The sequence below is a fragment of the Microlunatus phosphovorus NM-1 genome, assembly GCF_000270245.1.
In the GTDB taxonomy this organism is placed as follows: domain Bacteria; phylum Actinomycetota; class Actinomycetes; order Propionibacteriales; family Propionibacteriaceae; genus Microlunatus; species Microlunatus phosphovorus.
Genome location: NC_015635.1, coordinates 937,097 through 954,206 on the forward strand (window position 1 = coordinate 937,097; position 17,110 = coordinate 954,206).

Here is a 17,110-nt window from a genome sequence, read left to right on the forward strand (position 1 = left end):
CAGAGGCCAATGTCAGTTGATGACGGTATCTTCGGTCGCCAGTCGAAAGGAGCCGAGATGGAAACATCCGCATCCGGGGGCGTGGGGAGCGCCGCAGGCCTGGGGTTCCAGTATCTCGCGGCCTTGCAAGCTCTCATTGATCAACTCGAGTCGAGTTGTGAGGACTTCGTGCTCGGTACCGAGCACGAAACACATGATGCCATCGACTACACGATCAGCCGGGACGGCAGGGTACTCGTCGCGGCGCAGGCCAAAGGTGCCGTCGATGGCGCGGGTGGCCGTCCGCTCGGTCCCTCGGAGGTCATCAGGATAGGCATCAGGCTCGCGGCTGTGGCTGCGGATGAATACCGGATCGACACCAATCGGCGACTGTTTCCGGCAACCAAGTCCCTGCTCGCCGCTCTGCAGGAGGGAGCCCTGCGCAGCGCATCTGACGTTCAAGCGCTCCTCAGCCGCTGCGGCACTGCTGCTGACGTATCGGAGAGTCTCAGTCCAGATCGCCTCCTTGCCCTCAATCGGCTCCAGGTCGTCTATCACGACGGGACCAACTTCGAGTTGGTCCAGCGGCTGACGGACCGCATTCTGGAGCACCGACGCTCGCGTCTCCAGGGCGCCGGATCTGGGTCCGCACGTGTTCTCCTCGGGTATCTCGTCGCTGAGATGCTGTTCCTTTCTGGACGTCGTAGTGACAGGTGTCTTGATCGAGACGCCGCGACAGCGCTCCTGAGATCTCCATCGCATGCACTGGCGGGCGCACTGGGCCGATACGACTGGGGAGAGGTCATCGGTCCGGTTCCCGTGTGCGATCGCGTGACCCGATCCGATGTGCTCGACGCCATCATGCTCGAACTGCAGGGGCCGCCGCGTAGAGCCGCACCCCGACTGCTGTCGATCAATGGGTTTTCCGGTGCAGGGAAGTCGATAGCCGTAGCGACGTTCGTCGAGCTCACCGCGTCGCGCTACGACCGGATCGTGTGGTTCGACGCCGGAGCCGACTCGAGCATGCGCGCACTTGCCCACTCAGTGCTCGAGCGAATCGGGCGGCAACCAGGTACCGATGTCGCCGCTGCGTTCCGCGACTGCATTGGGGAGTCTGCAGACCAATGGCTATTGGTGTTCGACAACGCGGTCAGCGCACGCGACCTTGATCCGTGGGTTCCCGCATACGGTCACGTTGATGTGATCGCGACATCGACATCCACGTCGACATGGTCGACGTGGCGTCGACTATCGATTGAGGGCATGGCTCGAATCGACGCACTTGAACTCGTTCGGATAAGGCTCCAACAGCCTTGTCTCAACGATCATGAACGCCGATTAGCCTCGGAACTGGTATTGGCGCTCGACAGGTGGCCACTCGCTATCGAGTTGGCGTGCGCGCATCTAGTGCAGTCGGGGCGAAGACTGTCGGTCACGTCGGAGTACTTGGCTCGGATCCGGAGTCGAGTGATTAGCGATGAAGAGCTGACGCCGCCTTCCTACCGGACACATGCAACGTTGCTCGGGGCGGTCTTCGTCGCACTCGAAGACACCCTGGCGCGCTCGGTTTCGCGATACGAACTCGCGCCTAGTGAACTCCTCGATTTCATCGCCTACCTACCACCACTGCATGCTCCGGCAACGATTGCCGCCAATGCCATCTGGAGTGGCCACGCGACCGGAGAAGAACCCGGCTCGCATCAGTCCAGGGCTGACCAGGACTTGCTCCTCGACGAGTCCTTGCGCGGTCTAGCGAGATCGTCGCTGGTCCAGATCCAGCAGGATCCAGCAGTCGGGCCGTGTATTCGGATGAACAGCATTGTGGCCGAAATTGTGCGCGACCGCCAGGATGCCTCGACTGTAGAACGAGTTCTGAAATCCCTCCAATTGACGATTGACTCGGTCCTGCGGAAGGCGCTGGTCTCGGAAAGATACTTGGTTGCCGGCGCATTGATCCCGTCGGGTCGACATGTCCTCCGCCACGCACTGGAAGCTCAGGCCCTGACGTTGAACGGGCTGACGTTGCTGGGCAACGAGGCAAACTATGCACTAAGAATTCATGATTTCGAATGGGCGAGAAGTCATTTCGAACTCCAATTGGACCTGCTCGATAAGGCAGAGCTTGACTCTCCCGTTCTGCGTGCGAAAATCTTTGCCTCCCTCGCATTGTGCGAACTGAGTCTCAACACTGGGGAATCACGGGTCTTCGACTTGATTGACCGTTGCTTGGCTGCGTGTGAACAGGTGCTGTCATCTGACGCTCAAGCGAAGCAAGTCCTCGTGGAACCGGCGACCCAGCTGCTCGAGGTGATGGCTGTCTTGGAGTTCTCACCAGCGTGTGACCATGGCCCGAAAGTTCAAGACTGGACGCGGCGTCTGTCTGCACTGGATCTGGAAGTCGGACCGAGCACGTTGGCGAAGGTCTCGCGAGCCCTGAGCAGTCCAGACAACAACGATGTGGATACTTTGACGGAGCTGACCGAGGCCATCGCGGGCGAGGCGGGAACGTACAACAGGATGCAGTTGTCATTTGTCCGGGCCGAGACTCTCACGGTGCTTGGCAGGTACACGGAGGCCGCTCAAGCATTCAAGGCGCTCGCGGAAGAGGCTAACGTGCGAGGGCTGGGGTTATCTTCGGGGTGGGTCGAGATCCTCAACGCCTGGCGCCGCGCAGCTATCGATGTCCTAAGTCAAGATGTGGCAGAAGCCCATCAGCTGTGCACGGTGCTTGACGTCCTGGTCGGCGACGCGGCGCCGGGTACGGAGGAAGATCGCGCCCATCTCGTGCTCTGCCGAGCCGCCACCTCAGTGCAACGGGAACCCGCAGAGCACGTGACATACAGAATGAACGATCTCGCCGAGACCCCCTTCTCCACGTCAATGCTGGTATCCGACACCACCGCCGCGGAGCTGATGAGAGGCGCATGCAGTGAGGTGGCCCGGATGCGCCAACGCTTCGACTGGGCGCCGATCATCGGCTACCATAGCTGGGCTCGAGGTGAGCTTAATGGCATTCCTTGCTACTTCTTCGGGCTGGGTGCCGACCTCGACCTCATCAGGTCTGGTGACGATCTATGTCTCTCTTATGAAGGCGCATGGGTGGTATCAGAATCGGGTGTGGGTCTCTACGTGGCTAGTCCGCAGCCAGTGTTGATCTGGAAGTGCACCAGCGAAGGAGGATGGCTTCGGAAGGAAGCGTTCCCGTTGGCAATGCCCGTGGTGAAACTCAGGGAAAGAGTAGCTGGAGGCATCTCCGTGCCCACCCACGTCCTGCTGCTTGGTGTCGAGGACGTCACCTCTTCAGTCGCTTCAGAACCAGGAACCATGGAACTGCATGTCACTGCTACAGGAGTGCTCGGTCTCTGAGCCGGCTTGTATCGTCCGTGGTCCGCAATGCCGTCGGACGTGGTCAAACACGCGGTCCACAAAGTGGTGCACAGAGCGTGAATGCCCTCGTCGGGTCGCGGAACTGTTTGGTCATTGCCCAAATGCGCTCAGCCGCGCGGGCCGGGTATGGACGGCTAATAACCCGGCGAGCGATGCTGAGGATCGACAGCAGACGAGCGGCGCAGAAGGAGGGCAGACGGCGACGTTCTGGCCCTTGAGGAGGCCTGGTGCGAGCATCGGTGCTGGCGGGCATTCTGCTATTGCTGGGCAGCGGTCTGGTTCCGGTGTCGTCGAGCCTGGAGAGAACCACACCGGTCTCGGCCCCGAGCCCGCTGAAGGCGACGGCTGGGGCAGGGGTGGGACCAGGTTCGGACTTCAACGGGGATGGTTATGCCGACTTGGCGGTCGCGGCGTGCACTATGCCAACGACGCAGACCTTCCACAGTGGGTTGTCAGCGTCATTTACGGGTCGCCGCATGGTCTCGCCGCTGCCCGAAATCAGGTATGGCAGCTCGACTTTCCCGATGAAAGCTACGCCATTTCGGTTGGTCGGGGACATTGCTGCCGCCGACTTCGACGGTGACGGTTTCACCGATCTCGCAGTTGGGTTGTATCCGTCAGATCCCGAGCTCGTTCCTCTGACCGGTGCGATCAGGATTCTGTACGGATCGGCTGGGCTGCAACGGGGCCGGAGTCAACTGTGGACGTCAGCCAGCTCAGGCCTTCCTGCGTTCCACGGCTCGGACGATTACTCGTTCGGGAAAGCCTGGTCGCCGCCAACTTTGGCGACACGGGGCGTGACGATCTGGCGATCGGAGCGCCTGAACGAGACGGTGGCGGTCAAGTAACGGTGATGTACGGGTCCGGGACAGGACTGAGCGCCACGGGCAGTCAACTGTGGTCACAGGCATCGCCCGGGATCCCTGGCAATCCGGCCGCGGCGGACGTCTTCGGGGCGCGCTCGCGGCGGGGCCATTCGCGGGCCGTCCCTATGCTGATCTGGCTATCGGTGTCCCCGGAGACGGCGGAAGGAAGGGTGGTGAAGGCCCGGGTGCCGTCAACGTCATCTACGGCTCAGCGGCCGGACTGACCGCCCGGGGCAGTCAGTTGTGGAGTCAAAGCAGCCGAGGCGTCAAAGGCAAGCCAGTTGACGGTGAGCAGTTCGGCTCGTCGCTCGCGGCTGGTCACTTCGCCGGACGTGCCACCGCTGATCTTGCTGTTGGTGTTCGTGCCGCCACTGACGCGCGCAAGTACGGCGGAGCGGTCAACATCCTCTACGGCAGTCGAAAGAGGCTGTCAGCGAAGGTGACCAGTTGTTGACGCCACAATCGAAGGGCCTGGCCGGGAAGGAATACCTGGACACGTTCTTCGGCGCAAGTCTGGCGGCGGAGAACTTTGGACGGGACAGGGCCGGACGCCGGTTCGACGACCTGGCTGTCGGGCCAGCACTGACTTCGAGGTTGACGAGCTCAGCAGGCAACTGGGTGCCGGTCGAGGTCATCTACGGATCGGGCAAAGGTCTGACCACGAAAGGCAGTCAGATCTGGCGTTGGGACAGCCGCGGTATCAAAGGAAACCCACTCATTGATCAGAACAGCAACGGTGAAATGTTTGCTGCCGCCGACTTTGGCGGCGGTCGAGCAAAGCCCGCCTATAATGACCTTGCGGTAGGTGACTCGCTCTTCCCATCGAACAGCCGTACCTGGGGTGCAGTAGGTGTCATTCCTGGATCCCGGTCCGGACTGACCCGGGCTCGTCCCGGCCGACCATCTGTGTCGACTTGGGCCTACGTCGACTGACCTGCCCGCCAACGATCGCGGACGTCTGCGTCGCCAATCGATCGGTCCACCTCAGGCACTCATGGTGATCCGAAGTCCGAGGCAGCAGAAGAGTCAACGAACAGGGCTGCCCAATAGGGCATCCGTCTATGTTCGACGAACCGACAGACCTGTCTGTCGTCGCTCGTCGAAAGTGGCACCAGGTCTGCTGCGCCCCGACACGTCTTCGGCGAGGCCCCGAGAACGCCTGATTCCCGCTGTCAAGGAACGGAAGACGGTGGGCGCTCGGCGGTTTCGGCTGACGGCGATCAACGTTGATCAACATCCAGCCCAGATCAAGCGACCGTCAGGCCACGATGAATCATCGAGGTTGAATGCGGACCGCGACTGCCGAGTCCACCCTCGCCAGATCGGGTGCGTACGGGACTCGTACCAACCAAAACAGCAATTCGAGACCGAGGCGGACCTGTGAAAGGTTCACACGAGCGCTACCGAGCGGTATTTTCGACTCCACGAACAACGCGAATTCGAGGTGTGTGAGATGACCGAAATAGGCTTCTTCGACGAGGTTGCGGCTGTCGGAAGCGAAGTGCTCGATGCGCTCAGCCAAAGGCCAGACACTGCGCCCTACCTGCGGCGGACACGGGATGTCTATCAACTTCTTGTTGAGATCCACGATGACATCCTGAATGCCACGGTTGAAGTATGCACCGTGCCGACCCTTGCTGAGGGCCAACGCGTGCTCCGCTCCCTGCACCACGAAGCTCTGGAGTCGGTGTTCCGCGCGCGGCGGTGGTGCGACGAACTCGAGGCCCTCGGTGAGGATCTGCGGTTTCTTCCAGCCGGCGTCACGATCGACGGCGTCGACGCCTGGCGGCGATTCACCTCGGCACTACAGGAGCGCGAGGGCGAGGTCGCTTGGCTCTATGAAGAGGCCTTGTACAACATGATCAGTCGTGCCGAGACCGCCAGGACCATTGAGGACCGGAAGGACTACATGTACAAGGTAAGCGATGAACTGGTGGCACAGAAGGCGAAGTTCGACCTCCTTGCGAAGCGCGCTGCGGCCGTCGCCCGACGGCGGTGAAAGGTGATCTCCGAACCTGCGCCTGACCCACCTCGGATCGGCACGCCAACGGGTGATGCAATGGTGCGTGCGCTGAGGACGGTACCGTCGGTCCTTGGCAGCGCAAAGGTGCGACAAGCGCTCCTCGAGCAGCCGGAGCGTGAGGCCAACCGACTAGGTTTGCCGAGCGAGGCTGGTCCCCTCCTGCTCAGCATTGTCAACGCTGCTGAGCGACGACGTTTACGGCCGGGCGAAACGACCGTGAATGGGGACGTCGAGCCTGACTCTCAAGTGCGTCGCATGCTCATGCAGCCGTTCGGCCACATCACCTGGACGTTTCGCATTCTCACTGCGATGAGCGTCACAATGTTCTTGATCGGGTTGGCTTTCCTGTCTGTAGCACTCATCAAAGCAGTTAACGAACAGATTGTTTCATCCTCCACAATCGTGATCGCCGGGGTTGGAATCGTTGATCTGGTAGTACTGTTCTACAGACGCCCTTGGGACGATATTACGCGAGGTCTCTCTAATTCCCAGCAGGCCCGGATTATCGCGATCTCATACATGTCGGGCGTCTCTATGATCAAGCCCGACGAGCCTGGTGCACACACCACCCTGCACACGCTCACACGCGAAGCGGTCGAGTTGCTCGAGCAGTTCACCGAGCCACCCGCAGACGAAAGGGGCTAACGAGGCTCCGCCTCGGACCGTCGAGGTTGGTGGTCGGGTCGGCGGGTTGATCTGGTCTGGGCGGTAGCGGTGTCGGGGTTGGTGGGTCCAGCCTGGTCGCAGGGGGTGCGTGATGACCAGTCGTGCGGTGAGGACCTCAGATCTCTTGGCCGGGCATGTCGATCTTGATGTGTCGTGTCTGGACCGGATCTATCTCAACGGGTACGTGCCGAATTTACAGGTCGGCGGGCAGGTGGTGTCGTTCCTCGCGTCGCGGGGGTTCCCGATCCCCTCACCGGCGGTGGTGGGTCGGATCGGTGACCAGTTCCGGGCCTCGGTGCGCTCGTTCGCCGACAACAACAAGATCGCGATGGTCACGTTTCGTAAAGGTGACCGCAAGATCGAGAAGATGGCCCCGTATCTGGCCCGGCAGGCCAAGACAGGCCGGCCGGGGGTAGCCGCGATCGGCTGGGCGCAGGAGTTCCAATGGGTGGCCTCGTGCACCACGACCCCGGCCCACGGTGGCGGCGCCCCGCACTTCGGCTGGGGCCGGGCCGAACGCCGGGTGACCTGCTACTACTTCTATGTCTGGGACGACGAGTTCGGACCGGCGTTTGTCAAGATCGGCTCCTACTTCCCGTACCCGATCAAGGTGTGGTTGAACGGCCACGAATGGGCGAAGCGACAAGCCGACAAGGCGGGGATCGGCTGGACCGCCTTGGCGAACGGATTCGCCACCTGCACCGATCCAATCGGGTTGCAGACGATCTGCGACCACCTCGGTCCGGTGCAGATCCAGGCATTTTTCGATCGTTGGCTGGACCGGCTCCCAGTGCCGCTGACCGACCAGGACCGGGCCCACGGGTATTGGTGGGAGTTGTCGATGCGGCAGATCGAGGTCTCCCGCACGATCGTGTTCGACCAGCCCCGTAACGGCCGTGCGTTCTTCGAAGCGCTCGCGGCCGACAATTTGGATCTGGGCCGGCCCGAGCGTCTCGAGCTGATCTTCGGCAGGAAGATCCTGCCCTCGACGACCGGCGTCTTCGCTACCCGGGTCGTCACCCGCGGTGTTGATGTGACCATCAACGCCGGTTACAAGCACTCCCGGGTCAAGGAGTACTTCAAAGAAGGCCGCGCTTTGCGGATCGAGACCGTGGTCAACGACTCGACCGATCTCGGCGTGAAACGGCGCCTGGTCCACCTGCCCGAATTGCAGGCCAAAGCCCGTGACGTGAACCGCCGACTGTTGGATCATGAACATGTCGGTCGGGGCTGCGTCCTCGCGAGTCCAGCCTTTGAGCGGATCGCGCAACCGTCGGTCACCGACGGTCGGAGGGCCCCAGCCTTGAGGTTCGGCGACCCTCGGGTCCAAGCCCTGGCCGGCGCCCTCGCCGTCACCGCCCACCTGATCGGCGGCCTGTCGAACAAAACCCTGCGACCCCTGGTCGAACAACTCTACGGCCAGCCCTACAGCCGCGCCCAATGCTGCTACGACCTGCGCCGACTCCGGCTGAAAGGGCTGATCGAGCGGCTGCCGCACTCCAACACCTACACCCTGACCGACGACGGACAACGCTTCGCGATCTTCTACAGCAAAGTCCACAACCGGCTACTACGACCATTGCTGGCCGCTAACCAGCCACCCGCCCCACTCGAAGTCCGACAAGCCCTCCGCGTCCTCGACAACGCCATCACCGACTACATCAACGACGCCAGAATCGCGACCTGAAAAGTCGGCTCAAGACTCAAACACTTAGCGACCAAGGATCGCTAGAGAGTGTCTGACGTGTCACAGACCGAGTGAGCGCACACTCACTGGTGCGCCAGGGTTGCTTCGAGTCACTTGGAAACAGCAACAGCGCACCTGTCGATGTGGCGGATGGCTGCTGACACGGGGCTTGGGCAGGGCACCCGACCGGCCCGGTTCTAGCTCGCTTTCTCGATCCTGGCCCGGTGCACGGGGATCGTGGCGCGGACCGACGTCCCTGCCGCGGAGGAGGCGATCTCCAGGCTGCCGCCCACTTCCTCCAGGCGAGCACGGATGGAAGAGATGCCGACCCCGCTGGACGGCACCCCGGTCGGGTGCGCGGCAGAGGCGGCCAGGCCCCGGCCGTCGTCGTCGATGGTGATCCGGACCAGATGTCCGGCCCGGTCGACCCGCACCGTGCAGTGCTGGGCATGGGCGTGTTTGGCCACATTGGCTACCGCCTCGGTGACGATGCGGTAGGTGACCACCTCCACCGCAGCCGGCAGTTCAGCGAGGTCGTTGTCCACGGTCAGCGTCGAGGTGAGTGTCGGCCCTTGCACCCGGGCTACGACGGTGCTGAGCGCCGCGGCCAAGCCGTCGTCCAGCGCCGCTGGCCGCAGCCCGTCGATCAGCCTGCGGATCTCGGACGTGCAGGAGTCCAGGTCACCGGCCAGCACATCGAGCAGTTCCGGCGCCCGCCCGTCCGGGGGTACGCAGTGCCGTACCGCGGAGGTCAGCATTCCGGCTCCCGCCAATGCCGATGCCACTCCGTCGTGCAGATCCTGGCGCAGCCGGCGGCGCTCCTCCTCCCGGGCCAGCACCAGCTGCTCGCGAGCCCGCTGCAGGTCCAGGGTGCTGCGGCAGGCCTCGGCAGCCAGGGCCGCCTGCCCGGCCAGACCGAGCAGCAGTCGACGTTCGGCGCCGGAGAACTGAGCGCCCGGGCGTCGTTGCCCGACCAGCAGCTCGCCCATCTCCTTCCCGTGCGCGCGCATCGAGAACCGCTCCGGCTCGCCGCTCAGCCGGCCGTGCTCGACGAGCAGCGGATCGTCTTGGCCGGCGGTGAGCACGATGGCCGCGTAGGGGACACGGAGGTCGTCGACCACGGTCGCGGCGAAGCGGGGCAGCACGGCCAACGGGTCCGCCAGGGCCTCGACGTGCGACCCGACCCGGGTCATCAGGGTGTAGGGGTCGTCCCGGCTGCCGTACAGCAGGGAACTGGCCGCTCGCTGAGCCCACCGCTCGGCCGGCACCAGACATGCCGCCACCACGGCACCGGCGACCAGGGTCGAGGTGACCGAGCTGTCCGGTGAGATGACGCCCTCGACCAGGGTGACCGCCCCGGCGTACGACGCGACGGCCAGCGTGGTCAGCAGCAGCCAGACCACACCGCGGTGGATGTAGAGATCGAGGTCGTAGAGGCGATAGCGCAAGATCGCGAAGGTCAGCCCGACGGGCAGCGTGATCACGGTGGCCAGCCAGCCGCCGGGAACGTTGAGATAGTCCAGCGCGAAACCGACCAGGAACAACGCCGCGCTGGGCAACAGACAGACCAGCTGCCACCGCTCGGTCGGTGAGGCGACCCGGGCCCGGCGGACCAAGGCCACGAGAACAGCCACCGTGGCCAAGCCGAGCACCAGCACAGCGGCCAGCGCTACCAGGATCAGCGGTCGCCCGGCCGACGGTACGCGGGTGCCGACCGTGACCAGCGTTCGCGGTGCAATGACCGCGGCGGAGGCCAGCGCGACGGTGGCCGCAGCGGCGGCAGCGACCAGCACTACGGCCAGTGGTCGCCAACGCGGCGACGGCAGCCGGCCGTCCGGAAAGAGCAGCAGCAGTAGCGGGATCAAGGCAATCGGCGGCCACCAAGCCCACTGGCTCAGCCAGGCCATCGGCAGCATGGCCGACCAGCAGATGGCCAGGGTCGCCGCGATCGCGCTCAGGCCGATCCAGAGCATGAGGTGACCGATCGGATGAGCAGGCACCCGGCGCAGCACGAACAGCGCCAACGGCGTGAACGAGGCGGCGAAGGTGACGGTCATCCACACCGGCCCAGCAGTGGGTCCGTCCAGGCCGAGAACCAGCCCGATCGCACCCGTCGCGATCAGGCTGATCGCCACCGCGCCGAGCAGCGGCCACCGCAGCTGGGAAAGTCCGCGATCCATCCCGGCCACCCGGCGGAGCGGCGCCATCACCCAGGCAAGCGGCTCCGCCGGCCGGCGGAGCATCGCCAGGCCGGTCATGATCCTGGGAGGGCGGTGCTCGCTACGGCCGCCATGCGACACCACCCTCCTAGAAGCCCGCCGCGTGCGCCAGGTTGTGCAACCAGTTGCCACGATTGGTCTGAATCTTCGGGTCCAACGGGTCGAAGAAGACGGCCAGTTGCGTGAGCACCTCGATCAGCGAGCCTTCCGGTCGGGGCACGGAGTCGTGTTGAATCTGCCCGTCCTTGCCGAGCGCGGGGTTCGCGTCCAGCACTGACTGCATATGGTCCAGCGCGGCGGAGATCCGCGCCAGCAAGGCTCTCTCCGGAACCACCTCCGGTGGATGGACCGCGGCCAGGGTCGAGTTCTTCCGCGGAGAGCGAATGGTCAACCGGACACCTGACACATCGAACAGCTGTAGGCAACTGCCCGGCGTGACACCGACGGCGGTGCGAGTCACCGCGTGCGGTGCGAAGTGGGGCGGCGACGGCCGCCCTGGTCGCTTTGGGCTCGGTGGTGCCAGGTGCGCCAGCACACCGCTCGCGGAGCCGACGTGCAGCATGCTGTCGTCGCTGCTGATGGCCAAGACGAGGACGTCGGTGTCGAAGTCCACCAGGTCTTCCGAGTTGTTCATGAGTCGTGCTCCCGAACCTTCAGTGCCCCGCCTCACGGCAACCGGCTCGAGCAGGCCAGCGTCCCGTCATGGGCAGCGTGGCGCGCGAGTTCCGAACGGCGCGAGGGGCGGCGATTTCGTACACCTGACAGTCAAGGAGTGGGCGGCTGGGAGGCTGATACCGATCAGGTCCAATCGGAGGTCGACACTCAAACCTCGCCCGCCGGCACCGCTCAGGACCAGGTTGACCGGCTGGCGACGCTCAGCCCGTTGTCGCGGGCAACGAGAGCGGCCTGGACCCGGTCCGCCACGCCGAGCGTCAGGAACACCCCGGACAACCGATTCCGGACCGTCTTCTCGCTCAGCCCCAGTGTCCGGGCGATCTCCCGGTTGCTGCTGCCCTCGGCGAGGTGCGCCAGCAGGTCGAGGTCGCGCGGAGTCAACCGGCTCAGCGGCTCCGGCAGCTTCGGCGTGCCGGGTTCGACCAGCGTGCCGGTTCGCACCTCGGGCCCCAGGACCAGACCGCCGTCGGCCACGGTCTGCGCCGCCCGCAGCACCACCTCCGGCGCACTGCCCTTCAGGACGTAGCCGTTGGCTCCAGCCAGCAGGCAGTCGCGGACCGCAGACTCCTCGGAGTTCACGGTGAGCACCAAGAGACCGCAGTCGGGCCGGGCCCGGTGCAGCCGAGCAATCAGCTCCGTCCCGGTCACGTCGGGCAGGCTCAGGTCGACGACGGCCAAGCCGGGGGAGCGGGTGACGGCCAGTTCCAGACCCTCCCGGGCATTCGAGGCCGCCAAGACCTCGGCCACCCAGGTTTCTAGCCCGAGCAGCGCCGATAGGCCGTGCCGGATGAGCGGATGGTCGTCGATGATCAGCACCGTGACCGGACCGCCGGCTGTGGTGGTCACGGACGGCCAACTTACTCGCCGCGCCCGGTACGGACGGGTCCGACCCCGGGCAGCGCACTCGGCAGGGCAGCCGGCGGGGCAAATGTCCCGCAACGCCGGGCGCCGCGCCCTGGCGACAGGGACATTCGCGCGCTGAACCTGGAAGGGCTTGACCGAACGACGACCAGATGAGCCCCAGGACCTAGGGGTTCCCCCGAGGGCCCTACGGCTGCTCGCAGGGATCGAAGAGCTGAGGAACCGACGATGAGCGAGACAGCGTACGTCTACCGGCAGCGGGTGCTGTCCGAGCCGGATTGGCGCCGGTTCCCCGGCTGGCGCGACGTCACCCGCCAGGAGTGGCTCGACGTGCAGTGGCAGCGCGCTCATTGTCTGAAGAACATCCGCCAACTCCGCGAGGTCACCGGGGACCTGGTCGATGACCTGTTCTTCGCCGACCTGGCCCGAGACCAGGCCGAGTCGGCCACCATGTCGATGCTGCTGCCGCCGCAAATGCTCAACACGATGGTGCCGGACGCGCCGCCGGACAGCGCCCGGCTGCGGGCCGATCCGGTGCGGCGCTACATGCTGCCGATCGCCTCGGATCGGCACCCGATCTGGCCCAGCCACCCGTACGCCATGCGGGACTCGTTGCACGAGGCCGAGATGTGGGCCGCCGAAGGGCTGACCCACCGGTACCCGACCAAGGTGCTGGCCGAGGTCGTGTCCACCTGCCCGCAGTACTGCGGCCATTGCACGCGGATGGATCTGGTCGGTCCGTCGACCCCGCAGGTCGACAAATACCGGTTCGCATTGCGCCCGGGGGACCGGCTGGAGCGCATCGTGGAGTACCTGCGGGCCACGCCCACCGTGCGCGATGTCGTGGTCTCCGGCGGCGACGTGGCCAACCTGCCCTGGCCGCGGCTGGAGGACTTCCTGTCCCGGCTACTGGAGATCGAGCACCTCCGCGACATCCGGTTCGCCAGCAAGGCGCTGATCGGCCTGCCACAGCATTGGCTGGCCGCCGGCACGGTGGCCGGGGTGGAACGGGTTGCCCGGGTGGCCGCCGAGCGCGGGGTGAGTCTGGCCCTGCACACCCACGCGAACGCCGCCGCGCAGATCACCCCGCTGGTCGCCGAGGCATCCCGCGCCCTGCTGGGGGCCGGGCTGCGGGACGTCCGCAACCAGGGTGTGTTGATGGCCGGTGTCAACGACTCCCGGGACGAGCTGCTCGACCTGTGCTTCGCGCTGGCCGACGGAGCCGGCGTCACGCCGTACTACTTCTATCTCTGCGATCTGATCCCGGGCAGCGAGCACTGGCGGTTGCCGCTGCACGAGGCCCAGCGGCTGCAGGAGTCGATCATGGGCTACCTGCCCGGCTTCGCCACCCCGCGGTTGGTCTGCGACGTGCCGTACGCGGGGAAGCACTGGGTGCACCAGGCCGCCTCCTACGACCGGGTCCGGGGCATCTCCACCTGGACCAAGTCGTTCCGTGGGCCGTTCGACCCGGTGGCCGAAGACCCCTCCCGTCAGTACGAGTACGTCGACCCCATCCACACCCTGCCTGCCGAGGGCCAGGCGTGGTGGGTGGCCCAGGCCGATCCCCGGCCGCTGCCCCGGCTGAACCTGATCGGAGTCTCCTCATGTGGCTGACCGACCCGTCGGCGGTGGCCGCCTTCCGTGAGGCGCATGCCCACCTGCACCTCCTCGAGGCGACCTCGTACGCACCGACAGTGACCGAGCGCATCCGGCACGAAAAGCTTGCCCTGGTCTGGGGCCGCGCTCGCAGCATCCCGCACTACACGCGCCTGCCGGGCTTCGCCGAGTGCGACCTGAGCCGATTGCCGATCACCACGAAGGACGAGGTCAAAGCCGACCCCCACCGATTCGCTCGTACTGATCTCAGTGGGGTGCTGAAGTACTACGAGAGCTCCGGCTCCTCCGGCCGGACCACCCCGACCCCGCGTACGGCGGCCGACATCATCGGCAACGCCATCTCGGTGGCCGGTCTGTGGCGCCGTTCGCTCGGACCGGAGCCGCGGCGGGTGGCTGCGCTGCTGCCGTCGGACGTGCTGCCCGTCGGTGACCTCGTCTCCGCGGCCTGCGAATACCTCGGTCACACCTTGCTGCGCAGCTACCCGTTCACCCTCGGCATCTGCGACTGGGACCGGTTGGAGGCGCTGTTCGAGAGCTACCGCCCCGACGCCGTGTTCGCCGCCCCGGGCGTGCTGGCTCAGTGGACCCGGGTGCTGAAGAGCCGCGGCCGACTCGCGGAGGTCAGCGCCAGCGTCCGTACCGTCCTGCTGCTCGGGGAGGTCAGCCTGGCCGCACAACGCCGCAAGCTCGGCCGGGACTGGAACGCCCAGGTCCTCGATGCCTCTTACGGCAGCACCGAGACCGGCACCATGGCGGCCGCCTGCGAGCACGGCGCGCTACACCTGTTGGCCGCCGGACACGTCTTCGAGATTCGTGACGGGGCCGAAGTCCGTCCGTTGGCGATCGAGCCGACCGGTGAGCAGCGCGGTGAGTTGATCACCACCACGTTGAACAACCACGCCCGACCCCTGCTGCGGTACGGGACCGGTGACCTGGTGCAGGTGGGCGCCGCCACCCCCTGCCCATGCGGACTGGGCCTTCCTCCCGTGCAGGTCCAGGGCCGCGGTGACGACGGGATCGTCTGGCGCGGCCAGTCGCTCACCGAGCACTCCCTCGGCTCCGTGGTGTACGAGGATCCGCGGCTGACCGGCTATCTGGTGCAGCTCCGGGCCGACGGATCCCAGGGCCGGCTGGTGCTGGAGAAGGACGTCGAGGTGCCGGCCGGCACCGACACGGCCGACACCGACACAGGCGACACCGCCCTGGGCGACGCAGACATCGCTGCCGCCGCCCGTCGCCGCTGCGCCGCCGCTGGTCTGGAGTGGGACGACATCGTGGTGGTCTCGCAGTTGCCGGTGACCAACAAGTCCGGCGGCAGCCAGAAGAGCTGGAAGCGGACCAACGTGGCGAGGGTGGCATGAGCGCCGCGACCACCGAACTGATGCAGGTCGGCGTGCTGCCCACCGCCGACGGCGGTGCCCGGCAGCCCGAGGCCGACCTGTGGTGCAGCTACGCCGCGACCCGCACGCTGCACTGGCTGGGGGCACGCCCCGACGACTCGGACACCGTCGCCGACTATCTGCGTGCGCGGCAGAACCACGATGGCGGCTTCGCCTGGCAACGTGGCCTGCCCTCCGATGTCTGGGCCAGCTACTACTGCGCGCAGACGCTGCGAGACCTCGGCGAGCCGGTCCCCGTCCCCCACCGGCTCGCAGACTGGCTGTCCAGCACCCGTACGGCGGACGGAGGGTTCGCCATGACGCCCGGCCAGTCCGCCGACGTCTGGGCGACCTACTACGCAACTCGCCTGTACGCCGAGGTGCTCGGCCGGCCGGTGCCGGACCGCGATGCGCTGGCCGGCTGGCTCGCCCGGCTGCAGACACCGAGCGGCGGACTCGGCTGGTCACCGGGCAGTCGGCAGGTCGACGTCCGGGCCGGCTACTACGGCGCCTTGGCCTGGCGGGCGGCCGACGCCGGTCGGTCGACCCCGTGGGACACCGACAGTCTGGTCCGCTGGCTGCAGGACCGGCAGGGTGGCGACGGCGGCTTCGCCTTCGGACCCGATGTGGCTGCCTGCGCCTGGGCCGCCTTCCGGGCCACCCACGCTCTCCGGGCGCTCGGCGCCGGGCCCCGCGACGTCGACGGTCTGCTCGCCTGGTTGGACGCCCGCCGGCTGCCGAGCGGTGGCTACGAACGCTGGCTGGGCTACGGCGTGGCCGACGTATGGGCCTGCTTCAGCGTGGTCGGAGCCCGGCTGGCCGTGGACCGTCCGCTGCCGGCGGCCGACGTTCCGGCGACGGTCGAGGCGGTCCGCGCCTGCCAGCTGCCGGGCACCGGCTTCACCTACCGGCAGCCCGACGCGGCCGGGGACAGCCTGGCGACCGCCGCTGTCCTGCTCATGGGTGCCGAACCAGAGCGGACCGCCGAACTGCAGGCATGGCTGCGAGCCGCGCAGACCCCGTACGAGGGCGGCGTGATGTACATGCCCGGCCGCGGCGCGGAGGTGCGCTGCACCCTGTGGGCTGCCGCCGCGCTGGATCGCACCGGGTCCGGACTCGACAGCTCCCGGCTGGGCTCGTGGCTCCGCGGGCTGCAGAACGTCGACGGTGGCGTCGGCTATTGGGTCGGTCGCGGATCGGATCTGGTCTCCACTGCCGCCGCCGTCGAGCTGGGCCAGACCGCCGGCTGCCTTCCGGCCGAGGTGCTGGACCGCGGCGGGGTGCTGCGCTTCGTCGAGCGCTGCCGCACCGCGGACGGCTATGCCCCGGTGCCGGGTGGGCAGACGACCCTGGCCGCCACCGCCCAGGCGTTACGCGTCCGGCACGCCTTGGGCGTCGCGACGGACCCGGACCGCGCGACCGATCCGGACCACACGAGCGACCCGGACTACGCAAGCGAGCTGCTCACCCGTTGGGCGAGTCCGCTCGGCGGCTACGCCGCGACCCCGCGCGCCGTACCCGATCTGCTGTCGACCTACCAGGCGGTGCTGACCTTCGAGCAGTTCGGCCGGACCTGGGACCGCCGGCACGTCGGGCGGCTGCTGCACCGGCTGGAGGTCGGCGGTGGCTACGCCTGGAGCCCGCTGAGTCGCCGACCCGGCGGCGCGCTGGCCGGCGCCCTCGGCGGGCTGCTGGCCGAGGCCGTCGCCGGCGATCCCGTACCCCTGCCCCGTCTGAGCCTGTGAGGACTG

The 17,110-nt window shown here is 66.4% G+C and carries 11 protein-coding genes; 8 read left to right on the forward strand and 3 right to left on the reverse strand.

Annotated features, from left to right (window positions below; genetic code table 11):
- The first annotated feature begins 57 nt into the window (after positions 1–57).
- The 5 genes from MLP_RS28490 to MLP_RS04170 all read left to right on the forward strand — a co-directional run bounded on the left by MLP_RS28490 (position 58) and on the right by MLP_RS04170 (position 8,608).
- Positions 58–3,345: an ATP-binding protein gene (locus MLP_RS28490; RefSeq protein ID WP_013861754.1), complete on the forward strand. Its 3,288-nt coding sequence runs from the start codon at positions 58–60 to the stop codon at positions 3,343–3,345.
- A 248-nt stretch (positions 3,346–3,593) separates the two neighbouring features.
- Complete coding sequence (locus MLP_RS27270) at positions 3,594–4,214, forward strand: FG-GAP and VCBS repeat-containing protein (RefSeq protein WP_013861755.1); 621 nt, start codon at positions 3,594–3,596, stop codon at positions 4,212–4,214.
- Positions 4,215–5,685: 1,471 nt separating this feature from the next.
- A complete protein-coding gene (locus tag MLP_RS27855; RefSeq protein WP_013861759.1) occupies positions 5,686–6,231 on the forward strand; it encodes a hypothetical protein in 546 nt (181 codons plus the stop codon).
- A 60-nt stretch (positions 6,232–6,291) separates the two neighbouring features.
- The gene (locus MLP_RS27860) at positions 6,292–6,900 is read left to right on the forward strand and encodes a hypothetical protein (RefSeq protein ID WP_156821020.1); all 609 of its coding nucleotides are present in this window, start codon (positions 6,292–6,294) and stop codon (positions 6,898–6,900) included.
- Between the two features lie 112 nt (positions 6,901–7,012).
- Positions 7,013–8,608, forward strand: coding sequence for a hypothetical protein (locus MLP_RS04170; RefSeq protein ID WP_041789688.1), 1,596 nt, complete (start codon positions 7,013–7,015; stop codon positions 8,606–8,608).
- 197 nt (positions 8,609–8,805) lie between these two features.
- Here the strand turns inward: MLP_RS04170 and MLP_RS04175 are convergent, their stop codons facing one another.
- The 3 genes from MLP_RS04175 to MLP_RS28275 form a co-directional block, all read right to left on the reverse strand.
- Positions 8,806–10,866 (reverse strand): sensor histidine kinase, encoded by a 2,061-nt coding sequence (locus MLP_RS04175; RefSeq protein ID WP_013861760.1) that lies wholly within the window; start codon positions 10,864–10,866, stop codon positions 8,806–8,808.
- 49 nt (positions 10,867–10,915) lie between these two features.
- Entirely contained in the window at positions 10,916–11,461 is a 546-nt protein-coding gene (locus tag MLP_RS04180; RefSeq protein ID WP_013861761.1) for a hypothetical protein, read from the reverse strand.
- 212 nt (positions 11,462–11,673) lie between these two features.
- On the reverse strand, positions 11,674–12,348 hold the full coding sequence (locus MLP_RS28275) for a response regulator (protein ID WP_013861762.1): 675 nt from the start codon (positions 12,346–12,348) through the stop codon (positions 11,674–11,676).
- 243 nt (positions 12,349–12,591) lie between these two features.
- Here MLP_RS28275 and MLP_RS04190 point away from each other — a divergent pair, with 243 nt between their 5' ends.
- Genes MLP_RS04190 through MLP_RS04200 form a run of 3 tightly spaced genes read left to right on the forward strand, consistent with a single transcriptional unit; the run spans position 12,592 to position 17,104 of the window.
- Positions 12,592–13,977 carry a KamA family radical SAM protein gene (locus tag MLP_RS04190; RefSeq protein ID WP_013861763.1) on the forward strand — a complete coding sequence of 462 codons (1,386 nt, stop codon included), beginning with the start codon at positions 12,592–12,594 and terminating at the stop codon, positions 13,975–13,977.
- A complete protein-coding gene (locus tag MLP_RS04195) occupies positions 13,968–15,341 on the forward strand; it encodes a phenylacetate--CoA ligase family protein (RefSeq protein ID WP_013861764.1) in 1,374 nt (457 codons plus the stop codon). Before MLP_RS04190 ends, MLP_RS04195 begins: the two co-directional genes overlap by 10 nt.
- Positions 15,338–17,104 carry a prenyltransferase/squalene oxidase repeat-containing protein gene (locus tag MLP_RS04200; protein WP_013861765.1) on the forward strand — a complete coding sequence of 589 codons (1,767 nt, stop codon included), beginning with the start codon at positions 15,338–15,340 and terminating at the stop codon, positions 17,102–17,104. The genes MLP_RS04195 and MLP_RS04200 overlap by 4 nt, the downstream gene beginning before the upstream one ends.
- Positions 17,105–17,110: the final 6 nt, after the last annotated feature.

Excerpts from the sequence above, each read along its gene's own strand:
- MLP_RS04175 (WP_013861760.1), bottom strand. The coding sequence starts at position 10,866 with ATGACCGGCCTGGCGATGCTCCGCCGGCCGGCGGAGCCGCTTGCCTGG.
- MLP_RS27855 (WP_013861759.1), top strand. The coding sequence starts at position 5,686 with ATGACCGAAATAGGCTTCTTCGACGAGGTTGCGGCTGTCGGAAGCGAA.
- MLP_RS28490 (WP_013861754.1), top strand. The coding sequence starts at position 58 with ATGGAAACATCCGCATCCGGGGGCGTGGGGAGCGCCGCAGGCCTGGGG.
- MLP_RS04195 (WP_013861764.1), top strand. The coding sequence starts at position 13,968 with ATGTGGCTGACCGACCCGTCGGCGGTGGCCGCCTTCCGTGAGGCGCAT.
- MLP_RS04170 (WP_041789688.1), top strand. The coding sequence starts at position 7,013 with ATGACCAGTCGTGCGGTGAGGACCTCAGATCTCTTGGCCGGGCATGTC.
- MLP_RS04190 (WP_013861763.1), top strand. The coding sequence starts at position 12,592 with ATGAGCGAGACAGCGTACGTCTACCGGCAGCGGGTGCTGTCCGAGCCG.
- MLP_RS27860 (WP_156821020.1), top strand. The coding sequence starts at position 6,292 with ATGGTGCGTGCGCTGAGGACGGTACCGTCGGTCCTTGGCAGCGCAAAG.
- MLP_RS04180 (WP_013861761.1), bottom strand. The coding sequence starts at position 11,461 with ATGAACAACTCGGAAGACCTGGTGGACTTCGACACCGACGTCCTCGTC.
- MLP_RS04200 (WP_013861765.1), top strand. The coding sequence starts at position 15,338 with ATGAGCGCCGCGACCACCGAACTGATGCAGGTCGGCGTGCTGCCCACC.